Raw genomic sequence first — 22,883 nt, 5'->3', positions numbered from 1 at the left:
TTGACAGAGGATGTTAGGTAATGACGACACTGTTTATCGCTGAAAAACCGAGTATGGCCCGGGAACTGGCCCGCTGTCTGCCTCCACCGCAGCAGCGGGGCAATGGCTTCATCCGCACGGGCGGGGGTATCGTGACCTGGGCATACGGCCACGTCCTTCAGCAGGCGGAACCGCAGGACTACGATGGCCGTTATAAGACGTGGCGCGCAGAGGACCTGCCCATCATACCGCAGACGTGGAAACTTCTGGTCAGCCCGGCGAGTAAGGACCAGTTCCGGATCATCTGCCAGCTCATCGAACAGGCGGATACGCTGGTCAACGCCGGCGACCCGGACCGGGAAGGGCAGCTGCTCATCGATGAAATACTGGACTATATCGGCAATACAAAGCCCGTCCGGCGCATCCTCCTCAATGCCCTCGATGAAAAAAGCATTCATGAGTCCCTGGCGGATTTGCGGGATAACGGCGATTTCCGCCACCTGAAAGAATCGGCCCTGGCCCGCAGCCGGGCCGACTGGCTCATCGGTATGAACCTGTCCCGGGCGTACACCCTGGCGGCCCGCCGGCAGGGGCATAAGGTGGTCCTGCCCATTGGCCGGGTAAAGACGCCGACCCTGGCCCTGGTCGTGCGCCGCCAGCGGGAACTGGATGATTTCAAGCCCGTCACCTATTACGTCGTCAAGGCTGATTTCCGTCATCCAAACGGCCTGATTACGGCGCAGTGGCAGCCGAAGGATACGCAGGCCGGCCTCGACCCGGAAGGGCGGGTCATCGACAAGGCCCAGGCAGAGGAACTGCTCTCCAGGCTGGAGGCTGATCCCGGCGGGACGATTGCCGAACGGAAGAAGACGAAGAAAAAAGAAGCACAGCGACTGCCCTTATCCCTCTCGGCCCTTCAGGTACTGGCAGGCAGGCGCTACGGGTACAGCCCGCAGCAGGTCCTGGATACGGCCCAGCAGTTGTACGAACGGAAACTGACGACCTATCCCCGGTCTGATTGCGAATACCTGCCGCTTAACCAGCGTAAGGACGTGCCGCGCATACTGGACAACCTGCGGCAGATACAGGCAGGACAGCTGCCGGGCTGGGTTTCCGGCGCCGACCCGTCCATCAAGAGCCGGGCCTGGAACGACAGCAGGATTACAGCCCACCACGCCATCATTCCGACGACGGTGCGCTGCGATTTTGCCCATCTGAACGCAATGCAGCAGCATGTGTATTATCTCATTGCCCAGGCTTATATCGCCCAGTTCTATCCCCTGTACGAATACGATCAGACGAAGATTACCATCGAAGCGGCAGGAGAACAGTTCGCCGCCCATGGCAAAATCGTAACCCAGTGGGGATGGAAAGAGCTGTACCGCAACGATAAGAAGCAGGAAGACGACGAAGCCAAAGGAGACCTGCCGGCCGTCCGCAAGGGGGACAAGGTCCGCTATGAAAAGGGGAACGTCGATCAGAAGCAGACGAAGCCGCCGCCGCGGTTTACGGCGTCTACGCTTTTGGCTGCCATGAAGGAAATATATAAGTATGTTAAAGACGATTCCCTGAAGAAGAAACTGAAGGAAGTGCAGGGTATCGGCACGGAAGCGACGCGGGCCACCATCATCAGTGAGCTCATCCAGCGTAAATTTCTCGTCGAAGAGGGAAAGAAGAAATATCTGAAACCGACGGATATGGCCTATCTCCTCGTTGATGCCCTGCCCGATGCCATGGTCTATCCTGACGAAACGGCCATCTGGGAAGACCGGCTGTACAAGATGAGTGAGGGAAAGGACAGCCTCGATGCTTTCCTGGCCGATCAGATTGCCTTCCTGAAAACACTCATCGCCGCCGCAGGAAAAGCCGATATGGGCCGGCAGAAAGGCGAAGGCAGGCGCTGCCCGAAGTGCGGCAGCATGATGATCCTGCGCCATGGCAAGTACGGCGATTTTTACGGGTGCAGCCAGTATCCGTCCTGCCGGGCCACGGAGCCGGTGGAGGCGGCATCCCCGGCGGACATCGATAAGACCTACAAGTGCCCGCGCTGCCGGGATGGCTATTTCCAGAAGCGGGAAGGGCCGTATGGTGTCTACTGGACTTGCAGTACGCCATCGTGCCATACGCGGTGTGCCGATGTAGACGGCGTGCCCAGTCTCTATCATAACAAATAGCTTGCACAGGCTCTTTGTGCTGGGCTATAATAGACAAAACGGAACTACTACATTTCCTGAAGAAAGGTGAAATTATGATATTATCGGGCAAGGAAATCGTCAAACATCTGGGCAGGGAGATCATCATCACGCCCTTTCATCCGGAACGGGTCAACCCAAATAGCTACAATCTGTCCTTATACCACGAACTGATGGTGTACGATCATCACGAACTGGATATGGCCAAACCCAATCCGGCTTCCACTATTTACATCCCCAAATCGGGATATGTCCTCCAGCCCAATAAGCTCTATCTGGGCCGGACCAACGAATACACGAAGACCGATGGCTACATCCCCATGCTGGAAGGCCGTTCTTCCGTAGGACGTCTGGGCGTGTTCATCCACGTCACGGCGGGATTCGGCGATGTGGGATTTGCCGGCTACTGGACACTAGAAATCTTCTGCGTCCAGCCGATCCGCATTTATCCTGATGTGGAAATCTGCCAGATTTACTATCACGATATCGATGGAGAATACGATACTTATCACGGCGGCAAGTACCAGAACAATACGGGCATCCAGCCCAGCATGCTCTGGAAAGACTTTGAAAAGAAATAGCAGGTGAGAACATGTTGCGTGAAATTTCCTTACAGGATATACAGGGTTTTTGTATCGGCAGCAGTGAAGATGCGGCCGGAGGAACGGGATGCACCGTCCTCATTTGTCCCGATGGGGCGCCATGCGGACTGGACGTGCGCGGTGGCGGCCCGGCCAGCCGGGAGACGGAACTGCTCAATCCCCGGGCGGCAGCGGAACGCATCCATGCTGTACTCTTAAGCGGTGGCAGTGCCTTTGGCCTCAACGCGGCAGCCGGCGTCATGCAGTATCTGGAAGAACACGATATCGGCTTCGACACGCGGATCTGCAAGGTCCCTCTCGTACTGGCATCGTGTATTTACGATCTGGGCTGTGGCAGCAATGTGCGGCCTGATGCGGCCATGGGATATGAAGCCTGTGTACAGGCCGAACAGAATCATACCCTCATGGGCAATCACGGCGCCGGTACGGGAGCGACGGTCGGGAAATGCTGCGGCCCTTCCTATATGATGAAATCCGGCCTGGGAGCTTATGCCGTACAGACCGGGGACCTGCAGGTCGGCGCTGTCGTGGCCGTCAATGCCCTGGGCGACGTGCTCGGGGAAGACGGCCAGATCCTGGCAGGCATGCGCAGCCGTGAAGGCAGGGGATTTGCCGATACGCGCCGGGTGCTCCTGGAAGAATACGGCACGACGGACACGCTGTTCTCCCAGCGCCAGGCCGCCGGCGGGACGACCAACACGACTATCGGGGCCGTCGTGACCAACGGGGCCTTTGACAAGGCCCATATGGGAAAAATCGCAGCACTTGCCAGCAACGGTCTGGTGCGGACCATCCGGCCGGTCAATACGACGGCCGACGGCGATGCCCTGTACGCCCTCAGCGTAGGAAATGTGCCGGCAGAGCTCAACACCGTCGGCACCCTTGCTGCCTATGTGGTAGAACAGGCCATACGCCGGGCTGTCAGCCATGCCCAATCGGCATACGGCATTCCGTCCCTTCACGACTGGCCGCGATAAGACGGGGCGGCAGACGACGAACGACACTTCTCCCTTGACGGCACGGGCGATTTATGATACGATTACGCAGATGAGTATGAATGACAATCGCTGGCCTCCGGGTCAGAGGAAAGTCCGAGCTCCGCAGGGCAGGATGCCGGATAACGTCCGGCGAAGGTGACTTTAGGGATAGTGCCACAGAAATGTGTACCGCCGCGCAAGCGGTAAGGGTGGAACGGTGCGGTAAGAGCGCACCAGCAGTGCAGCAATGTACTGGCTAGGTAAACCCCATCTGGAGCAAGACCGAATAGGGAAGGGATGAAGCGGCCCGCTGATCTTCCGGGTTGTGTCGCTTGAACATGCTGGCAACAGTATGTCTAGATAGATGATTGTCGCTGCCGCAAGGCAGAACAAAACTCGGCTTACTGATTACTCATCATACTACGACAGGAAAAGGCTGTTGCACCATCTGCGGTGTGGCAGTCTTTTTTGGTGCGTTCTGCCGGTCTGGATGACCGGAGACAGCGTATTATCAGTATAAATTTCGTCAGGCATGACAAAATTTTTGTATACATTTTTTTGATACTTTACAATAGGCGTAGTGCATGATATCATGGCAGGAGGTAGTCGTTTAGCGACGTATACTACAGGCTTTAATTCAATAAAAGCGAGGGATATAAGTTGGCATTAATTGTGAAGAAATTTGGCGGCAGCTCAGTAGCCACGCCGGATAAGATGCGCGCTATCGTACAGCGCGTGCTCAAAGGATCCCAGCCCGATGACAAAATCGTCATCGTCGTATCAGCTATGGGTAAGTCAACGGATAAACTGATTGAACTGGCCAGCCAGATCACATCGAAAACATATGGCCGTGAAATGGATATGCTTCTTTCTACGGGGGAACAAGTCTCCATTGCGCTGATGGCCATGGCTTTCCAGGAAGCCGGCCACAAGTCGATTTCCTTTACGGGTGCCCAGGCGGGCATCACTACCAGTGACACCTTTAACAAGGGCCGTATCCTGGACATCCAGCCGGACCGCATCTTAAAAGCGCTGGATGAAGGAAATATCGTCATCGTCGCCGGGTTCCAGGGCATTACGGATTCGGGCGATATCACCACACTGGGCCGGGGCGGCTCGGATACGACGGCTGTCGCTATCGCCGGTGCCATCCATGCCGATGTGTGCGAAATCTACACAGACGTAGAAGGCATCTATACATCGGATCCCCGCGTCGTGCCCAATGCGCAGAAAATGAAAGAAATTACCTACGGAGAAATGCTGGAAATGGCCAAACTCGGCGCTGGCGTCATGCAGCCCCGGGCCGTTGAAATGGGCAGCCGTTTCAATATTCCCATCCATGTCCGTTCCACATTTTCCGAAAACGAAGGTACTATCATACAGGAGGCTTATTCCATGGAAATCAAACAGTATCTGATCCGCGGCGTCGCAGAAGATAAAAATGTTGCTAAAATCACCGTTCTGGGAATCCCCAACAAACCGGGCTACGCGTATAAATTGTTTGAAACACTGGCCAATGCCAACGTAGTTGTCGATATGATCGTCCAGAGTGTCCGCGTTGCCAACGAAGGCGTAACGGATATTACCTTTACGATTTCCCGGGATGAACTGGCGTCTGCCAAAGACGTACTGGAACAGATTAAAGGGATGATGCCTGTCGAAGATATCCTCATCGATGACAAGATGGCGAAAGTCTCCGTCGTCGGTGCCGGCATGGCCGGCCATCCGGGCATTGCTTCCGGCATGTTCGGCGTCCTGGGCAAAAACAATATCAACATTGAAATCATTTCCACTTCGGAAATCAGCATCACCTGCCTCATTTCTGAAGACCAGGTAGATACAGCTGTCCGTGCCATCCACTCCTATTTCTTTGACGAAAACTGAGGCATCCATGTCTGTGCTGGATAATTTTGTGGAAGAAATGCTTCAGGTAGAAGTCCCTAAACGCGTTCTTCTGGAACGCATGCTGCATGGCCTTCAGGTCGAAAAGCCGCCACAGTTCAAGATACCGGCGCCGCAGTATACGTTTGAATCCAATCTGCATGGCCTGCGGTATGATTATCAGAAAAAGGAAGTCACTATTTCGTATAAAGTGGCACCTAACGTATATGATGATGTGACCGTCGCCTTTGCCACGTTCAAGGTGCTGTTGGAAGGCATTGCCGTCTGTATCCGCATGCAGAAATGGTAAAGAGCATGGGTCAGAAGAGAGGCTGCCGCATTAAGGAAATACTTAATGCGACAGCCTCTTGTCGTTTTAAGCATCAAATCTCAAACTTCAAACAAGATTTAAAACGGGAACATGCCCGTCTGGGAGGACTCTGTATGACTTGTGGAGTAGATATTGTAGAAATCGGGCGCATAGAAAAACTGGTCTGTACCCGCGGCCAGTCCCTGCAGCGCTTATTTACGGAACAGGAAATTGCCTACTGCCGCAGCCGGGGAAAGGGACAGTATGCTTCCTTTGCCGCCATGTTTGCTGCCAAAGAGGCATTCTGGAAAGCCTGCCGCACGGGCTTCCGCAAAGGGGCCTGGACCGATGTGGAAGTGCGGCACGATGAGCTGGGCGCACCCTCCTTTGTCCTGCACGGAGCCTGTGCGGTACTGCTGGAGAAACGGGGGGAGTTGTCCTTGTCCCTGGCACATGACGGCCAGTATGCCATCGCCCAGGTTGTCTGGCTGTGACGATAATTCCTTAGAGTGGAGATTAAGTTTCTATTCCCGATGTGCTATAATAGAGGCGTTGAATTCATAGCACATAAAGGAGAAGATAGTGTGTACAAGAAATTTCTGATCTGGCCTCTTATTATCGTGGCCAGCCTGCTGCCCGTGGGAATTTCCCAAGGGGCATCTAAAACGAATATTACCAATGTCCGCGTCGTGACCCGCAACGATGCCGATACACCCTTTGTCCGTACCGTTCTGGATGTCACCGGGCCGGTCCAGCCGCGGTTTGCCATCGATAAAAGCGGCTACAATATCGTCGTCACGATTCCCAATACCAACCTGAGCCGGAGCATCAATCCCCGCCCCCAGGTAAATCAGAACGTCATTTCACGGCTGGAACTTGGAAATAAGGGCCCTCATGCGGAGGTCCGCATCCGCGTGCCCAAAGCGGTGAATACGAAAGATCTGAAAGTCTTTACGCTGGATGGCAATGCCAGACAGAAAATCAGCAACCGCGTCGTCATCGATGTGAACGACAAGTCAGGCAAGGTACAGCAATGGAGCCACTGGCACGATTCCAAAGACAGCATTTCCAAGCCGTTCAGTGAATCTATCAAAAAAGATTTTAAAGGGCGCAAACCCTTTGCCGGGCCGGGCAGGGGTGATATGATCTGGCCTGTGAAGGGCGTCATTACATCTCCCTTCGGATACCGCATCCATCCCATTTATGGCCGGCAGATCCTTCATTCCGGTATGGATATCGGCGTGGATTACGGTACACCAGTCAAGGCAGCCATGGGTGGCGTCGTCGTCGAAGCCGACTGGATCAGCGGCTATGGCAATGCCGTCGTCATTGATCACGGCAATGGCATGACGACCTTGTACGGCCATAATGAACGCCTCAATGTCATAACCGGGCAGAACGTAAAGCAGGGAGACATCATTGCTTATGCCGGTTCTACGGGAAATTCGACAGGGCCCCACGTCCATTTTGAAATCCGCGTCAATGGGGAAGCCGTTGATCCGGCGTTATACTTGTAATCACCTTAAGGAGGTTCTCATGCAAAAACTCAATACGGCGGCCCAGATGCGGCTCATGGACCAGACGGCCATGCACGGCCAGTATGCCATCGCGCCGGCGGTCCTCATGGAAAATGCCGGCCATGCCGTCGTTACCCATGCAGAAACAGCCGTTCATGGCTGGCAGGGTAAGGACGTTGTCATCTTGTGCGGCAAGGGAAATAACGGCGGAGACGGCTTTGTCATCGCCCGTCATCTGCTGAACCGTGGCGCCCGGGTATACGTCTATGTACTGGGAACGGTGGAATCGTATAGTCCGGAAGCCCGGGCTCATCTCCATACGCTGCAGGAACTGGCCGAGGAAGAAACGTGCCTCATCGATTACTTTGCGCCATCGGACAAGGCATGGGACAGGCTGTACCGGCGCCTGTCTTCCAGCCAGGTCGTCATCGACGCCATTCTGGGAACGGGATTCCACGGCACGCTGCGCATGCCCGTGAGCCGGATAGTCAATATGGTCAACGAAGTGGCCGCGTCGGGTACGCTCCGGGTCATTGCCGTCGATATCCCGACGGGCGTCAATGCCGATACGGGCGATGTCAGCGGCAGTGGCGATGAAGAGGCGGCCGGGCCGGTTTTTGCCGATATGACCGTCACCTTCGGTGTCTGGAAACGGGGACTGCTCCTGTATCCGGGACGCACTTGTTCCGGTGTTGTCGTCTGCGACGATATCGGCATGCCCCGGCCGCTTTTGACCGGACGGGAAGACGATGGGGCGTATATGCTGGAAGAAAGCGACATATCGGAAGTCCTGGTGCCGCGCAGTCCCGATTCCCATAAGGGAACGCATGGCACGGTCGCTATCGTGACCGGCAGCAGTGATATGGCCGGAGCGGCCCTGATGGCTGCCCGCGGCGCTCTTCGCAGCGGGGCAGGCAAGCTCTTTTTGCGGGTGCCGGCGCGTACGGCGCCTTACTGCATTGGCCGGCAGGCTGAAGCTATGGTGCGCGGCGTCGGAACGGGCAATCATTTTACGGCAGCCGATGCGGCAGAAATCATCGAAGAAAGCCGGAACTGGTCGGTACTGGCCATGGGACCGGGCATGGGAAAACAGGAAGATACCAGGATGTTCCTGAAAGAAGTCATTGCCCACACGTCGTGCCCGCTGGTACTTGATGCCGATGCCCTGAACCTTCTGGCAGGAGAACGGGATTTCATTGCACCTTACGGCGGACGCATCATCATGACGCCTCATCTGGCAGAGTTCAGCCGTCTCAGCGGACTGCCCCTGGCGGATATCAAAAAAGACTGTATCGCTGCAGCCAAACAGTTTGTCCGGGAATGGCAGGTAACGCTGGTCCTGAAAGGGGCGCCGACCGTCATCGTCTCGCCCAGGACACTCCACGCCTACGTCAATCCCGGCGGCAATGCCGGCATGGCCTGTGGCGGCATGGGAGATATCCTGACGGGCATGGTAGCGGCCCTGGCCGTACACGACGGCATGACCAGCCTGACCACGGCAGCCTGCGCGGCGGTGTGGCTCCATAGTGCCGCCGGCGATGTCTGCCATGACACGTATGGCTCCTATGGATTTTTGCCTATGGAAGTGGCCGATGCCGTTCCCCGGGTCATTACCCGCCTGGAAGACAACCGTCCGCTGCCCGTATTGCAGCGACCCCTGGTGACGGAGGCATAATTCGTGTATCCCTGTAAGGGAAAAGGACTGTTCCGTATCGCACTGATACTGGCGACAGTCCTTGTTTTTTGTCTGGCAGGCTGTGCATCACATACGCGCGATGACAGCAATCTGCACATTCACGTCCTGTCGGCCGGACAGGCAGATGCTGTACTCATACGGCATAAGACAGGTGATTTCCTCATCGACTGCGGGGACAGCGACGGCACGGACCGGCTTTTGTCCCAGCTGCAGCAGTTCCACGTGCGCCAACTGGAAGCGCTGATCCTGACCCACCCTCACGAAGACCATATTGGCGGTGCGCCGGTGTTATTAGAAACACTGCCGGTCGCCTGCATTTATGACAACGGGCAGAAATCGGATTCTCCCGTATATGCCCACTACCGTAAGATAGCTGCCCAAAAGGGGATTGCCTGTAAAACACTGCAGCGCGGACAGGTACTGTCCTGGACGGACGGGCTGACTCTGGAAATTGTATCGCCACCCGCACGGGGAGAACGGGGATACGGGGCGCTCCAGTCTTCCCAGGGCAGGGAGAATAATTTTTCTCTCGTCTGCCGCCTGGAATACGGGACTTTCTCTATGCTGTTCATGGGCGATGCGGAAAAGGAAAGTGAACGGGTCCTGCTGCAGTACATGACATCCGGGGTGCTGAGGACGACGATCCTGAAAAACGGCCACCACGGCAGCCGTACGGCCACGACAGAAGAACTGGTAAAAGAAGCGGCCCCGTCGGCAGCGGTCATTTCCTGCGGAGCTGGCAATTCCTTCGGATTTCCTCACAGGGAAGTCGTCTCTCTCCTTGCGGCATATCGTATACCCATCTATCGTACCGACCGGGACGGGACCATTTCGATTGATAGCGACGGTACATCCTATACGATAAAAACGGCACACGGAGATAGAACTTTGTGACGGATTTGTGATAATTCAGAACTTAAAATAGAGCAGGAGGTATGGTATAATAGTAACGTTCATTTGTAAAGGAGAAGATACAATTGCTGAAAAAATTATGTATGATACCGCTATTGGCGATTGCCTGCCTGCTGCCGCTCGTTTCCGTCCAGGCTGCCGCCAATACGGAAATTACCAGTGTCCGCGTAGCGACACGCAATGATGCCAATACACCCTTTGTCCGGACCGTCCTCGATGTGTCCAGAAAGGTCACGCCCCGTCTGTATATCGACAAGAGCGGCCGATACGTGACGGTTACGCTGCCAAATACGAAAATCGATAAAAATGTGCAGAAGCAGTACGATGCCAATTCCAATGTCGTATCCCGTATCTGGCTGACCCAGCGTTCGTCCGGTACGGACCTGAATATCAAGGTTCCACGCCAGGTCACGGCTCAGGATGTGAAGGTATTTACCCTGCCGGGAGATAAGAAAGCCAACCGCTCAGACCGGGTAGTCGTCGATGTCAATGACAAATCCGGTAAAGTAAAACAGTGGAAACACTGGGGCAATGAATCTATCGGCATTCATTCCTCGCAAAATACGAAGGGAACTAAAACGGGCGGTTCATCCGTTACGGTGCCATCCTACGGCGGCAGTGCCAGCTACAGCCTGACCAAGGGGCTGAAAGGCAAGACCATCTGCATAGATCCCGGCCACGGTGGCAGTGATACGGGAGCCCTCGGCGCGTTCAGCCAGGAAAAGAATATTACCCTGGCCATTTCCAAAAAAGTACAGACTCTCCTGCAGCAGGCCGGGGCCAACGTCATCATGACCCGCACGACCGATGTCGATGTGTATGCACCGAATGACGGGGCCGTAGAAGAACTGCAGGCCCGCTGCAATATCGCCAATGCGGCCAAGGCCGATGCCTTTGTCTGCATCCACATCGATTCTTACTCCTCGGCTGATGCCGGCGGCGTAACGGCTTATTACAACAGCAAGACATCCCATGATGCCGGCCTTGCCAAGTATATTCATAATCAGAATATGAAGGCGACGAATTTCCAGGACCGGGGCGTACGGACGGCTAATTTCTACGTCCTGCTCCACACGAACATGCCGGCAACCCTGCTGGAACTGGGCTTCATTTCCAATCCGGGTGAAGAAAAAGCCCTGAACTCGGAAGCACAGCAGCAGAACTTTGCCGAAAGCATCGTAAAAGGTCTGGCCGATTATTTCGATAACAACGGCATATAACAGACGGATAGCGCAACTGAACGATGGCAGATGCCCCTGTCAGTCCATGCGGAAAGCTGGACTGACAGGGGCATTTGTTTATGCTTGTTTTTTTAATTTATATATACTCATACCTTTCAATTTTTGCTATAATAAATAAATGAAATACGTTGCAGGTGCAATATACTGCAAGGAGGGGAAGGGTATGATCAAGCGCAATATAGTTCTCGTAGGCATGATGGGCAGTGGCAAAAGCCATATAGGACGCAAACTAGCCGTTCGTCTGGGATGGCAGTTTGTCGATACGGACCGCCGCATTGAACGCCAGATGGGACAGTCTATTGCTGACTTTTTTGAACGGGCAGGAGAAAAGGTGTTCCGTGAACGGGAAATCAATGTGCTGCAACAGGTCAGCCGCTACCATGAAGCGGTTATTTCTTTTGGCGGGAATTTCCCCATGAATATCGAAACATACCGTATCCTCCATCGTCATGGGTATATCGTGGCCCTCCGTTCCCAGCCGTACCGCGTGGAAGAGCGGGTGGGACGCCATATTGGCAAGAGGCCGACGGTAGACTATGACAATCTCCATGCTTTTGTAACGCGCATGGATGCCCAGTGGAAGCATGTATATCCGTACTGTGATTATGTCGTCGATACGACGGATTACAGTGCTGAAGAAATTGTAGATATTATTGTAAAACGAATTAAAGGAGACGATATAGTCTTCGTTTCCCGTGAGCCAAAGGAGGCAGATGGTCATCATGATAAATAAAATTGGTGTACTCACAAGTGGTGGTGATGCACCGGGCATGAATGCGGCTATCCGTGGCGTTACCCGGTATGCGATCGAAAAGGGACTGGAAGTCACGGGTATCATCCGGGGGTATGAAGGACTTTTAAGTCATGAAATCATGCCACTTAACCGCCGCAGTGTCGGTGCTATCATTCATCGCGGCGGTACGATGCTGCGCACGGCCCGCTGCCTGGAATTTTTGGAAGAAGAAACGCAGAAAAAAGCGGCAGACTATATCCGCGAACAGGAAATGGATGCGCTGGTCGTCATCGGTGGCGACGGATCGATGCGCGGTGCCCAGGCCCTGAGCCGTCTGGGAATCCCTACGATCGTCATCCCCGGTACGATTGATAACGATATGGGGGGGACGGAGTATACGGTCGGTTTCGACACGGCGGTCAATACGGTCCTGGAGTCGGTCAATAAGATCCGCGATACGGCCTTTTCCCATGACCGCGTCGCCGTCATTGAAGTCATGGGCCGGCATGCCGGATTTATCGCCCTGTATGCCGGGATGGCTGCCGGTGCGGAAGCGGTGCTGGTACCGGAACATGAAGTATCACTGGAAGACTTGTGCACGCACCTCAACGAATCTCACCGCATGAAGAAGATGAGCAGTATTGTCATCGTGGCCGAAGGGGCAGCCAAGGGAGCCGATGTGGTCGATTATATTAAGGGTCACACCTATCTGGAACCGACGCTGACAGTGCTGGGATATGTACAGCGCGGCGGTTCTCCGTCGGCAAAGGATGCCATCATGGCCAGTTTGTTTGCCGAAAAGGCCATAGACAGTCTGCTGGCCGGCACGTATAACTGCGTCATCGGGCAGATAGGCGAACGCATCGTCGCGACACCGTATACAGAAGCAGAACGGCTTCATTTCCCACTCGATGAAAATATGTACCGCCTGGTCCTGGCACTGGGAAGATAAGGCAGACGGATGTAACAGGCCGGCAGGCAGCGCCGCGTCCCGGAGACATCCCACATTTTATCCCGGGCAATTACTGGACGGCAGTATCCCCTGTACAGGGAAAGCCGCGGACCCGGAACGAGGCGTAGCCTGTACCTTAGCCTGGTACAGGCATCCGATGCAGAAGCTCCCGTGATTCTGCATCTTTCTTCAGCTATCATAGTTGAAAGCTCAACTATGATAGCCCTGGCACAGTGGGGCGAGTGCTTTTATGATTTTTTTGGAATGGCTGGAAATTTCTTTATGCTAACCGCCAAGTAAAAGTGATGTCAAGCATTTTTGAAAATGTTTCGAAAAAAGCTATTTATTAGCCCCAAATTATAGGGCTTAGAAGAGAGAGTTTTATAATTTTATAGTATTAATATTACAACATGAGTCGTGGTATTTCCGTTGATGTATAATGTTTTTGAGCGGCAATATACTGTTCAAAGGAGGCTCGTTTCCACGGATGGCTCATGGTCTAAGGCAAAGATGGATTCTCCTTAGGAATCCTCATCAATCGATGGGGATTTTTTGCATTGATAGGTGAACACAGTACGCCTATCGGTAAAGATTTCATGTTGCATTCGTTTCTTTTTTGCTTTGGTTGCTTTGGGAGACAGGATATACCGGTTCTCTAAGATAGAGGTCAGGGCTGAAACAGAAATACAGATATGTTCCTGCTGTTCCAGAATCTCCTGAAAATGGGTAAAATTGGCATCAGAATAGTCGTTTTCGTACAGTTGAACGGATAGATTCTTTGACGGAGTCCGGGATGGTATGGGCTGGTTTACGGCCCTTATTGCCATGACGGAAGGCCGCTTTTCCTTCTTGGTGATAACGGATGATCAGCCGGTTAATCGTCCTGCGTGTACACCCAAGGACCAGAGCGGCTCGACTTGGAATTAGCAAAGGAATACAAAAAGTAAGAATATGTCGTAGAGTACTGGAATGGGCGGATGGTGCAATGCCTGTACAGTACGGTGTCGTTTGTTCGCTGGCGGATGAAAAAAGTCAGGGAAAAAGGCCTCTATCCACTTGATAAGCAACTACGACTGAAATCCTATCACGGTTTTTCACTTTGCTTCCACGGAAGATGAACAGTCATGGGAACTAGCCGGATGGGTAAATGAACGGTCATTACGGATTAAACAAGACGATGGTGATCAGCAACGATGATAGTAAAAAATATGGCTATGAGGCTTTCTAGGAACTGGTAGCAGGGGCAGTGGCATGAATACTAACGGGATGTATATTATGTACACTGTTGTAGAACCATCCAACCAATGACAGATACCGGGTGAAGTCAAACTGATAAAGCCCGGAACGTGTGAGGCAGGACATCGTATATACAGCTATCGCATGAAACATCAGAGACGGAGCTAAAGTCATGAAGAGGCGGAAGCCATGGACACTTGCCCCGTAAATACTATCGGTTTACATCATTGTATATGATAACGTGCAGATATGATATAATAGACCTGATTATAGACTAAGAGATAGCAAGGTGATCAGGTGTTTGTTTACAGTAAGCATTCTTCTGGAACGCATAAAATTTATCATATGGAACAATGCCCTGTGGTCCGTCGGATCGGGGAATCCCACCTTGGCTATTTTTATACCGCCCAGGAAGCGGAAGATAAGGGATACCGCCTGTGTAAAGTGTGTCAGCGTCAGCAGATGAAAAAACTGCACATGGCTTATTAAATATTCGCAGACTAAAAAGAGAATCCTGATTTATCATGGTCCTTTTGTCCACAAGAACTTAATACGCGGTGAAGCCGGTACGATGAAAAAATTTCATGTGCAACCCTTATATTTCCGCTCACTGGAAGATACGATTCTGGCAATCTATGACCATCTGGCATCCTATGCTGTGCGTTCAGATATACCAAGTTTTATCAAAGACAGAGTCTGGAAATTAATGAGGCACGGCCGTCCGGGATTTAGCGGAGGAAAAAGGAAGAAAAAGAAGAAGCAGCAGCCGTGGCATTATACGGTCACCAGGAAATCCATTTTAGAATGTACAGACTGGCGTGGATAACGGAGTCTTCACGCTATGAGGGATTGAGGAATGTTGTTTTATGTCGGACTGGATTTATGATGAGGAGGGGTTGATTATGAAAAAAATGGTCGGCGTGATGCCGCTCTGGGATGATGAAAAGGAAAGTATCTGGATGTTGCCGGCATATATGGAAGGCTTGAAAGCGGCAGGGATGGATTCTTTTATTTTCCCTATGACGCAGGATGAGGATGAAGTGAAACGGCTTGTCGGGCTTTGTGACCAGATCCTGCTGACCGGGGGACACGATGTCAATCCTTCGCTGTATCAGGAGGAACCGGTGAATGCATCGGTTGAATGGAATGAGACGAGAGATGTGATGGAAGAGAGGGTCATATCCCATGCACTGGCTCAGGATATGCCTGTCCTGGGAATCTGCCGGGGACTGCAGATCCTGAATGTGGCACTGGGAGGTACGTTATACCAGGACCTGCCGCTGCAGCATCCGTCAGACACGGATCATCATATGACGCCTCCCTATGACCGGCCTGTTCATACGGTCCGGGTCCTGCGGGACACGCCGCTTTATGATCTGTTGCAGACGGAGCATATGGGCGTCAACAGCATTCATCACCAGGCTATACGGAAACTGGCACCGGATTTGCGGGAAATGGCCCTATCGGAGGATGGCCTTGTAGAAGCCGTCTATATGCCGGGGAAACGCTTTGTATGGGCCGTCCAGTGGCATCCGGAATATGGGTTCCCCTCTCATGAGGACTGCCGTGCCATTTTCCGTGCATTTTCCCGGGCATGATGTCCTGCTGGATAGTGCCGGATGCATGGCAGGAATCCTGTTTGTTTTCTGCATCCGTATGGTGCACCGGCTGATGAAACGGTAACGGAATCCCCTATCGGCCGGTCAGTGGGTAAGATATTCATACAGCCTGGTTTCGACCGGGACATCCAGCTTGAACTGGAAATTGACGACTGGCAGGGTTTTCCCATCATTGCCAGTCATTTCTTTTTGTAGTGGTCTGGCGACTACCGCGAGGTCTCCCAGATAGTAGAAATCGGTGCCTTCGCTGTCACTTTTTTTGACAAAGAGCAGTTTCCGCGTCAGTGGCGACTGGATTTTGGGAACTTCTCTGGAATCCAGCCGGACACGGGACCGGGTCATCCAGCTGAAGCGGCCGGGCGCGATGAACTGGTCTTCGTATTTGGTGCTTTCGGAAATATCGTCGCTCTTTTTATAGGTGACAAAAATCGGGCAGGTGCGCCGTCCCGTCGTTTCAAAATCGCTGTCATCGACGATGGCATAGCCATTGAGCGTCCCTTCGCGGTTCGTCTTATAATTGAGCAGGCGCGATACGTCTTTACGGGAGTATTTTCCATAGCGGACGAATCCGCCGGCATAGGCCTGGCCGTCGGTCTGCTTGTGGAATTGGTATATGCCATAGGCCAGACAATCGTTCAAATAGGTCAGAAATTCGCTGTTTTTTATGAGGAACTTCATCTGGGGCGTCAGGACGAACTGATCTTCCTTGAGCGATACGAGGGCAATGTGCCGGTATTTTTTCTGGGCCGTCTGTGTAAAAAAGTGCAGGGACAGGACATTTTCGATGCCGGCAATCGTTTTTTCCGATGTTTCATAGCCACAGGTATGACGTATATACGCCCGGAGATCGCCTATAGAAAGGGAAGGATGGGATAAGAGATACTGCAGGATCCACAATTCCTCCAGCCGTTTGCCGTTGGCCAGTTCCAGACTGACCAGTTTCAGCACGGCTTCATGGTCTTCCGTGAGCGTTGCCGGTGTCTTATCGATGCTTTGGGCGTAGGCGAAATAGGACTGACTTTTTTTGACATATAAGTACGGATCTTTATCCCCAAGCCTTACGAAATCCATCATGAGCGGCCGCCGTCCCAGACGGTATTTCAAATCTTTATAAGACTGCTTTAGTTCCTGCGCATCGGCCAGCCATTTCCGGTTGTTGATGGCTTCGTATATTTTTTCTTTGACGACATCCTGGAAATGGACAGAGGTGGAACCGGGCAGGAAATTCTGTGACATCGTACGCCGCACATCGTCCTTGTTGTAGGTGCGGTCTCCGTAGAGGGCGATAGGCAGAAGAAAATTGTTTTTGTAATTGCCGATGAAATCGAGGACTTCCAGATAGCGTTTATGGGGGAATTTGCGCAGGCCGCGGCCCAATTGCTGGACGAAGATGATGGCCGACTGGGTAGGGCGCAGCATGATGATCTGGTCGATTGAGGGAATATCGACCCCTTCGTTGAATATATCGCGGGTCAGGATATACTCGAGATAGTCGGGCGTCGTATCCGGACTGCCTTCGAGGCGGCGGATGGCATCATCCCTCATTTCCGGGGTAGAATCACCGCTGAGTGCTATGGCCCGGCGGCCATGCTTTTGCAATAAGCCGGCCAGTATGCGGGCTTCTTCGACGCGGCTGCAGAATATAAGACAGCGCAGGCGGTTTCCATCACACCCGTAATAAGAAGAGTAGTACAGGATATGGCGGACCCGTTCTTCGCAGGTCAGATCCTGTATGGTGGCGGATTCATCCAGTAGTTCCCCGTTTACGGAAATATCGGCAATGCCGTGATAGTGGAACGGTACCAGCATATTTTCCGCCAATGCCTGATGGAGACGGATTTCATAGGCGATGTGGTGATGAAACAGTTCGTAGATATCGAAATCGTCGGACCGTTCCGGCGTGGCCGTCATGCCCAGCCAGAACCGGGGTTTGAAATAGTGGAATATCCGTTGGTAGGAAGCCGCTCCGGCACGGTGTACTTCATCGACGACAATATAATCAAACGAGTCCGGAGAGAATTTTGTATATACGTCAGGCTGGGAAAGGGTCTGGATCGTACAGAAGAGGTAAGGTGCATTCCAGTCTTTCTGATTGCCGGATAACAGGCCCGTATCTTCCCAATCACACCAGACGGTTTCATAACTCCGGCGGGCCGCTTTGGCGATGAGTTCCCGGTGGACGACGAATAAGAAACGCTTTGGCTGGAAGATGCGCACGTCAAAAGCAGACAGGTAGGTTTTGCCTGTCCCCGTTGCCGAAATGAGGAGCCCTCTGTCAGCGCCCTGGTCGCGCAGCTGTCGGAGTCCCTGCAGGGCTTCCTTCTGCATGGCATTGGGATTGATGGTCTGCATGCGTGCCAGATGGGTATGCCGGGGCCTGTTACAGGTGTATACACGTTCGTACGCGTTGATCCAGTTTTCATCGACGGGGACGGCTTCCTCCCAAAGCGTATCGAATTCCGAACGCATCTGCCGGATGAGGCCGCCATCTTTGGATGAGGTGAAAAAGACATTCCATTCCTGGTTTGTCGTCAGGGCGGAGGCCGTGAGGTTGCTGCTGCCCAGGATCATCGTGTAGTTTTCCTGAGTCCGGTTGGGCAGATGGAACAGATAGCCTTTGGCGTGGAAGCCGTGGTCTTCCGTGACCATGCGGAGATCGATGGATGATGGCGGACAGAGATAGGTCTGCAGGGTGAGCAGGTCGCGAAGGGCGTCGGGTTCAGTGAAGTTCAGATACTGGGAAGCCAGGATATAGCCTTTGACCGGACGGTCTTTATATTCCAGCAGCACATCTTTCAGGCAGGCAATGCCTGATTTGGTGATAAAGGCTACGGAAAAATAAAACTCATCGCAATAAGAAAGCTGCGTAACCAGTGTATCCAGCACTTTCGTCTTTTGTGCGCGGTTATTGGTCACAATACGGGGAACATACCGTGAATCCGCTTTCGTATTATAATCGATAAAACCTTCGCGTAAACAATTTTCCAGTACATTGCCTGTTGTCATCGTGGAGCACCCTTTACTATTTAATCCGGTTTCGATTCAGAAACTAATTTTTCCATGATAGGCTGATCGGCTGCCGCCCAGTCCAGGGATGGCAGTTCCTGCGGCGGAAGCCAGCATGACGCAATATGCTCTTTGCGGATAAATTCCGGTGAAGAGAGGGGACAATAGAAGGCATGCATGGTAATGGCAAAATCGGGGTACTGATGATGGACCGTCATATATAAGTCACTTTCCTTGATGGTCGTATGAATGTTCATTTCTTCCCGTAATTCCCGTTCTAGTGCGGCGTGCCGTGATTCTCCCGGTTCTATTTTTCCGCCAGGAAATTCATATTTGAACGATACATAAGGATACTTCCCTTTTCCCCGCTGCATGCAGAGAATGTTTCCATTATACGTCAGAATAGCCGCTACGACTTCCAATTGTTTCATCAGTTCGTCACCTTTCCTGTCAATTATTCTGGATCTATTATACTATTTCTTGTTTATCGATACCAGAGCAGAAAAAATGCCTGTGCCTATATGGATTTTTAGCTGCCAGGATAGGAATTGCCATAGACTTGACTAAATATATATGACAGGCTTATACAAACGGTATTCAGAAAACGGGGAACGTCATATACGAAATGTTCTTCTGTCTTTGTGAGATAGACAATATAGCAGTGTGAAAGTATTAAATATAGTAAATTAATACCCTTGTTTTCTTAAAATATTTCACAATAAGCCAAATAAAATAGAAGTTCTGAATATGCGTTTTGGTAATTAATTGAGATAAAACAAAACATTTTTCACAATAATTAATTGATATTTGTAATTTCGCAATAGACATATCAAATAAGGCATTGTTTTATGCATATTCTATAAAATTTAAAAATAATTGGAATAATATTAGTATTAGCATTTATAATTTAAAATAAATGCTTTACAAAATAATGAAAATGACGTAAAATCAAGCTATAAAGAATATAAACGCATTTAATTAATGCGTTTATATTCTAGCTGGCCGGACAAAAAATAAAAACTGTATGATTTTCATGTACGCGTACAAAGAATAAAAAAGCGCTAAGATGATATATTGAAAAAGAATTATCTTTCGATTATCAAATCTTATTTTCTTTACTATGTCGTATTCGTATTATTTAATGAATATTTATGTGATTGGAGTGAAAACATATGGAACATGATAAGCTGATGGAACGATATAATGATGACATCATCCGCCTGCGCAGGGAGTTTCACCGGCATCCGGAACTCAGTTTCGAGGAGACAGAAACTACGCGGAGGATAGCATCTGTTCTGGATGAATGGGGAATTCCGTATCAGATTAATGAAGAAAAACATACAGGACTGGTTGCCAGGATTTCCGGTGCCCATCCTGGAAAAGCGGTGGCTCTCCGGGCCGATATAGATGCTCTTCCTGTAACGGAAAAAACAGGACTTCCTTTTGCTTCGGAAGTTCCCGGACGGATGCATGCCTGCGGTCATGATAATCATATTGCCATGCTCCTGGGAGCGGCACGGATGCTGCTTGATATAAGAGATCAAATATATGGCGATGTCTATCTGGTATTTCAGCCGGCAGAGGAAGCTGGCAAAGGCGCGGTCTATATGAAGAAATTTGGTGACTGGTTTGCGAAAATAGGGGCCATTTTCGGTGCCCATATCTGGAGCAGCGTACCGGCTGGTACCGTTGCCATCCGCACTGGCCCATTCATGGCGGCGGCAGATAAATTTACTATCCGCATTCACGGAGTCCAGTCTCACGGTTCCCAGCCCTGGTCCGGCGTCGATGCCATCGTGGTCGGTTCGGCTATTGTTACGAATCTCCAGTCCATTGTATCCCGTCAGCTCTATGCCATTGATCCGGTCGTCGTGACGGTCGGTAAATTCCAGGGTGGCGATCGCTGGAATATTGTGAGCGGCGAAGCCGTACTGGAAGGGACAACGCGGTATTTCCGCCGCGAAATCGGCCCGGAACTGAAGGAACGGATGGAACGCATTGTAGAAGAAACAGCCAAAGCCTATGGCGCCACGGCAGAATTAGACTATCAGTTCCTCATTCTGCCCACCATTAATGACGATGCCTGTACGGCCATTGCCCGCCAGGCTGTGACGGAAGTGCTGGGACCCGATGCCATTCAGGAAAGTGATCTGGTCATGGGCGGAGAAGACTTTGCATTTTATCAGGAAGACAAACCGGGATGTTTCATATTTGTAGGTACCCATAATCCCGATTGTAACGCAACCTATCCGAATCACAGCAATTATTTTACCTCTGATGAATCAGTTCTTGCCGGCGGTGCACGGGTATATGCCCAGATGGCCATTGACTGGCTGAAACAAAATAGCTGATACAGAATCATGGAGATACAAGGCTGCTGCGGTGGGGATCGTCTGGCAGCCGGAACATACAAGAAAGGGTGATTGTATGTATAACTTTGCTTTAGCTTTTACCATCTGTGCTATATTTTATATTGCCGGGGAATGGGTAGACAAACTTACTCATGCCTGGGTGCCATCTGTCTTTGTTACGGCTATTCTGATGCTGCTGGGTTACTGGTTTATCCTGCCGTATAATCTGATTACAGATAGTGTACTGCTGCCGTTTGGTGCTACACTGGGCCTGTTCCTGTTACTGGTCCATATGGGAACGGTACTCAGCCTGAAACAGCTTATGATGCAATGGCGGACCATTGTCATCTGTCTTGCCGGTCTGATCGGGATGTGTACGGCCTGCTGGTTCCTGTGCCCCCTGTTTATGGACCGGACCCTCATGATTACGGGACTTCCGGCTCTGACCGGCGGGATTGTCGCGGCTACGATCATGCAGCAGGCTGCTGCCAAGGCAGGACTCGTGACGGCGGCTGTCTTTGCCATTACGATATATTGTGTACAAGGTTTTGCCGGCTATCCTCTGACGGCGGTTTGCCTTAAAACGTACGGAAAACAACAATTGAAATTATTCCGGGCCGGAAAAATCACCATGAGTGAAGCCGATAAACATGCCGTAGAAAATGCCAACGCCGCCGTAGGTGTCAGTCATGCCAAAACGATTCTGCCACAGCTGCCGGCTCAGTTCGATACGACTGTTGTAAAATTAGGAAAGCTGGGATTTGTCGCATGGCTGGCGACCCTGGCTGGTTCGGCGACGGGAATTTCCGGTGCTATCTGGGCTCTTGTGTTTGGTGTCGTCTTCTGTACCATTGGTTTCCTCGACCGCGATGCCCTGAACAAAGCGAATTCGTACGGCATTTGCATGTTTGCACTGATGATGTTCATATTTGATGGCCTGAAAGACTGCACACAGGAAATGTTGTTATCCATTATCGGGCCCATGTTCGTCCTGATTATCATCGGCGTTATCGGCATGGCTATCATTGCCTTTATTGCCGCTCGTGTTCTTCATATTTCGTTTTACCTGGCATTTGCCAATGGACTTACTGCCCTGTATGGTTTCCCGCCCAATATCATCATTACGGAATCGACCTGTGATTCTCTGGCAACGTCTCCTGAAGAAAAGGAATTCCTTATGAGTCGTATGTTCCCGTCCATGCTGGTAGGTGGTTTCGTAACGGTTACCATTACCTCGGTCGTACTGGCCGGAACATTTGCTTCCTTCTTATAACAGAATCATTTGCTCATACAGAGCCGTTCATAAAGAAAAAGGAGCTGGCCTGTGATATGCTTTCCGTCAGTACGGCGGTATACATATCGGCAGGTACAGCTCCCTTTTTAGCTGTATCGGTTGTAAGATAGTTTTCCGGATTGGGTCAGCAGACGTGCATAGTCCAGATGGCCCCGGGCGGGATTGGCATCGTGGGACAGGTAGTCCTGGTAATAAGCAAGACCCCGGTCTTTCTGATTCAGCGCAATATACTTCCGGCTGATGATGTAACTGAGCATCCTGTCCTTTTTCCATTCCGGATGTGCCTCAACCAGTATCTGCATATGATGAACGGCTTTGTCTTTCTGTCCCGTCATATATTCGTATATCTTCTTTTAACCTGATCCGCCAGAAGTCCTCCACCTCT

22 protein-coding genes and 1 other RNA gene are annotated in these 22,883 nt (G+C 51.7%); 18 read left to right on the top strand and 5 right to left on the bottom strand.

The window, feature by feature from the left end:
* Positions 1-20: 20 nt before the first annotated feature.
* From B2U90_RS12350 to pfkA, 13 genes are all read left to right on the top strand, one after another.
* The gene (locus tag B2U90_RS12350; protein WP_292017934.1) at positions 21-2,153 is read left to right on the top strand and encodes a DNA topoisomerase 3; all 2,133 of its coding nucleotides are present in this window, start codon (positions 21-23) and stop codon (positions 2,151-2,153) included.
* Between the two features lie 74 nt (positions 2,154-2,227).
* Positions 2,228-2,752 (top strand): dCTP deaminase, encoded by a 525-nt coding sequence (gene dcd / locus B2U90_RS12345; protein WP_059077282.1) that lies wholly within the window; start codon positions 2,228-2,230, stop codon positions 2,750-2,752.
* Between the two features lie 11 nt (positions 2,753-2,763).
* On the top strand, positions 2,764-3,750 hold the full coding sequence (locus B2U90_RS12340; protein ID WP_292017933.1) for a P1 family peptidase: 987 nt from the start codon (positions 2,764-2,766) through the stop codon (positions 3,748-3,750).
* A 71-nt stretch (positions 3,751-3,821) separates the two neighbouring features.
* Positions 3,822-4,169: RNase P RNA component class A (gene rnpB / locus B2U90_RS12335), an RNA gene on the top strand.
* A 241-nt stretch (positions 4,170-4,410) separates the two neighbouring features.
* Entirely contained in the window at positions 4,411-5,634 is a 1,224-nt protein-coding gene (locus B2U90_RS12330; RefSeq protein ID WP_292017932.1) for an aspartate kinase, read from the top strand.
* Between the two features lie 7 nt (positions 5,635-5,641).
* Positions 5,642-5,941, top strand: coding sequence for a hypothetical protein (locus B2U90_RS12325; protein WP_059077279.1), 300 nt, complete (start codon positions 5,642-5,644; stop codon positions 5,939-5,941).
* A 134-nt stretch (positions 5,942-6,075) separates the two neighbouring features.
* Complete coding sequence (gene acpS / locus B2U90_RS12320; protein ID WP_292017931.1) at positions 6,076-6,435, top strand: holo-ACP synthase; 360 nt, start codon at positions 6,076-6,078, stop codon at positions 6,433-6,435.
* Between the two features lie 90 nt (positions 6,436-6,525).
* Positions 6,526-7,458 carry a M23 family metallopeptidase gene (locus B2U90_RS12315; protein ID WP_292017930.1) on the top strand — a complete coding sequence of 311 codons (933 nt, stop codon included), beginning with the start codon at positions 6,526-6,528 and terminating at the stop codon, positions 7,456-7,458.
* 19 nt (positions 7,459-7,477) lie between these two features.
* Positions 7,478-9,133 (top strand): NAD(P)H-hydrate dehydratase, encoded by a 1,656-nt coding sequence (locus B2U90_RS12310; RefSeq protein WP_292017929.1) that lies wholly within the window; start codon positions 7,478-7,480, stop codon positions 9,131-9,133.
* Positions 9,134-9,136: 3 nt separating this feature from the next.
* Positions 9,137-10,048: a ComEC/Rec2 family competence protein gene (locus tag B2U90_RS12305; protein WP_292017928.1), complete on the top strand. Its 912-nt coding sequence runs from the start codon at positions 9,137-9,139 to the stop codon at positions 10,046-10,048.
* A gap of 83 nt (positions 10,049-10,131) precedes the next feature.
* On the top strand, positions 10,132-11,286 hold the full coding sequence (locus B2U90_RS12300; protein ID WP_257536535.1) for an N-acetylmuramoyl-L-alanine amidase family protein: 1,155 nt from the start codon (positions 10,132-10,134) through the stop codon (positions 11,284-11,286).
* Positions 11,287-11,470: 184 nt separating this feature from the next.
* Entirely contained in the window at positions 11,471-12,040 is a 570-nt protein-coding gene (locus tag B2U90_RS12295; protein ID WP_059077275.1) for a shikimate kinase, read from the top strand.
* Positions 12,030-12,992: a 6-phosphofructokinase gene (gene pfkA, locus B2U90_RS12290; protein ID WP_075582517.1), complete on the top strand. Its 963-nt coding sequence runs from the start codon at positions 12,030-12,032 to the stop codon at positions 12,990-12,992. The genes B2U90_RS12295 and pfkA overlap by 11 nt, the downstream gene beginning before the upstream one ends.
* Positions 12,993-13,513: 521 nt before the next feature.
* Here pfkA and B2U90_RS12285 read toward each other — a convergent pair.
* Positions 13,514-13,819, bottom strand: a complete 306-nt coding sequence (locus B2U90_RS12285; protein ID WP_292017927.1) for a hypothetical protein — start codon at positions 13,817-13,819, stop codon at positions 13,514-13,516.
* A complete protein-coding gene (locus B2U90_RS12585; protein ID WP_162816265.1) occupies positions 13,731-13,922 on the bottom strand; it encodes a helix-turn-helix domain-containing protein in 192 nt (63 codons plus the stop codon). The genes B2U90_RS12285 and B2U90_RS12585 overlap by 89 nt, the downstream gene beginning before the upstream one ends.
* 603 nt (positions 13,923-14,525) lie before the next feature.
* Between B2U90_RS12585 and B2U90_RS12280 the strand changes: the two genes are divergently transcribed.
* From B2U90_RS12280 to B2U90_RS12270, 3 genes are all read left to right on the top strand, one after another.
* Complete coding sequence (locus B2U90_RS12280; RefSeq protein ID WP_292017926.1) at positions 14,526-14,717, top strand: Ada metal-binding domain-containing protein; 192 nt, start codon at positions 14,526-14,528, stop codon at positions 14,715-14,717.
* Positions 14,718-14,799: 82 nt separating this feature from the next.
* Positions 14,800-15,054, top strand: a complete 255-nt coding sequence (locus tag B2U90_RS12275; protein WP_292017925.1) for a hypothetical protein — start codon at positions 14,800-14,802, stop codon at positions 15,052-15,054.
* Positions 15,055-15,130: 76 nt separating this feature from the next.
* A complete protein-coding gene (locus B2U90_RS12270) occupies positions 15,131-15,826 on the top strand; it encodes a gamma-glutamyl-gamma-aminobutyrate hydrolase family protein (RefSeq protein WP_113856084.1) in 696 nt (231 codons plus the stop codon).
* Positions 15,827-15,931: 105 nt separating this feature from the next.
* On the opposite strand, the gene B2U90_RS12265 is transcribed toward B2U90_RS12270, so the two are convergent.
* A complete protein-coding gene (locus tag B2U90_RS12265) occupies positions 15,932-18,853 on the bottom strand; it encodes a DUF3427 domain-containing protein (RefSeq protein ID WP_292017924.1) in 2,922 nt (973 codons plus the stop codon).
* Between the two features lie 20 nt (positions 18,854-18,873).
* Entirely contained in the window at positions 18,874-19,284 is a 411-nt protein-coding gene (locus B2U90_RS12260; protein ID WP_170087890.1) for a (deoxy)nucleoside triphosphate pyrophosphohydrolase, read from the bottom strand.
* 741 nt (positions 19,285-20,025) lie between these two features.
* Between B2U90_RS12260 and B2U90_RS12255 the strand changes: the two genes are divergently transcribed.
* Positions 20,026-21,204, top strand: a complete 1,179-nt coding sequence (locus B2U90_RS12255; RefSeq protein WP_113856081.1) for a M20 metallopeptidase family protein — start codon at positions 20,026-20,028, stop codon at positions 21,202-21,204.
* 76 nt (positions 21,205-21,280) lie between these two features.
* A complete protein-coding gene (locus B2U90_RS12250; protein WP_075582197.1) occupies positions 21,281-22,477 on the top strand; it encodes a hypothetical protein in 1,197 nt (398 codons plus the stop codon).
* A gap of 107 nt (positions 22,478-22,584) precedes the next feature.
* Here the strand turns inward: B2U90_RS12250 and B2U90_RS12245 are convergent, their stop codons facing one another.
* The gene (locus tag B2U90_RS12245) at positions 22,585-22,833 is read right to left on the bottom strand and encodes a hypothetical protein (RefSeq protein ID WP_292017923.1); all 249 of its coding nucleotides are present in this window, start codon (positions 22,831-22,833) and stop codon (positions 22,585-22,587) included.
* Positions 22,834-22,883 lie beyond the last annotated feature (50 nt).

It is taken from the genome of Megasphaera sp. UBA4233 (assembly GCF_002395615.1).
Classification (GTDB): Bacteria; Bacillota; Negativicutes; order Veillonellales; family Megasphaeraceae; genus Megasphaera; species Megasphaera hexanoica.
The sequence above is the reverse complement of the archived record's forward strand: the minus strand, read 5'-3'. Positions and strand labels throughout refer to the sequence as shown.

Bases quoted from the DNA above. Each gene is read 5' to 3' on its own strand.
- B2U90_RS12250 (WP_075582197.1), top strand. From the start codon at position 21,281: ATGTATAACTTTGCTTTAGCTTTTACCATCTGTGCTATATTTTATATT.
- B2U90_RS12270 (WP_113856084.1), top strand. From the start codon at position 15,131: ATGAAAAAAATGGTCGGCGTGATGCCGCTCTGGGATGATGAAAAGGAA.
- B2U90_RS12295 (WP_059077275.1), top strand. From the start codon at position 11,471: ATGATCAAGCGCAATATAGTTCTCGTAGGCATGATGGGCAGTGGCAAA.
- B2U90_RS12350 (WP_292017934.1), top strand. From the start codon at position 21: ATGACGACACTGTTTATCGCTGAAAAACCGAGTATGGCCCGGGAACTG.
- B2U90_RS12275 (WP_292017925.1), top strand. From the start codon at position 14,800: ATGAAAAAATTTCATGTGCAACCCTTATATTTCCGCTCACTGGAAGAT.
- acpS (WP_292017931.1), top strand. From the start codon at position 6,076: ATGACTTGTGGAGTAGATATTGTAGAAATCGGGCGCATAGAAAAACTG.
- B2U90_RS12310 (WP_292017929.1), top strand. From the start codon at position 7,478: ATGCAAAAACTCAATACGGCGGCCCAGATGCGGCTCATGGACCAGACG.
- pfkA (WP_075582517.1), top strand. From the start codon at position 12,030: ATGATAAATAAAATTGGTGTACTCACAAGTGGTGGTGATGCACCGGGC.
- B2U90_RS12325 (WP_059077279.1), top strand. From the start codon at position 5,642: ATGTCTGTGCTGGATAATTTTGTGGAAGAAATGCTTCAGGTAGAAGTC.
- B2U90_RS12260 (WP_170087890.1), bottom strand. From the start codon at position 19,284: ATGAAACAATTGGAAGTCGTAGCGGCTATTCTGACGTATAATGGAAAC.
- B2U90_RS12340 (WP_292017933.1), top strand. From the start codon at position 2,764: ATGTTGCGTGAAATTTCCTTACAGGATATACAGGGTTTTTGTATCGGC.
- B2U90_RS12265 (WP_292017924.1), bottom strand. From the start codon at position 18,853: ATGACAACAGGCAATGTACTGGAAAATTGTTTACGCGAAGGTTTTATC.
- B2U90_RS12255 (WP_113856081.1), top strand. From the start codon at position 20,026: ATGGAACATGATAAGCTGATGGAACGATATAATGATGACATCATCCGC.
- B2U90_RS12285 (WP_292017927.1), bottom strand. From the start codon at position 13,819: ATGGCAATAAGGGCCGTAAACCAGCCCATACCATCCCGGACTCCGTCA.
- B2U90_RS12245 (WP_292017923.1), bottom strand. From the start codon at position 22,833: ATGACGGGACAGAAAGACAAAGCCGTTCATCATATGCAGATACTGGTT.
- dcd (WP_059077282.1), top strand. From the start codon at position 2,228: ATGATATTATCGGGCAAGGAAATCGTCAAACATCTGGGCAGGGAGATC.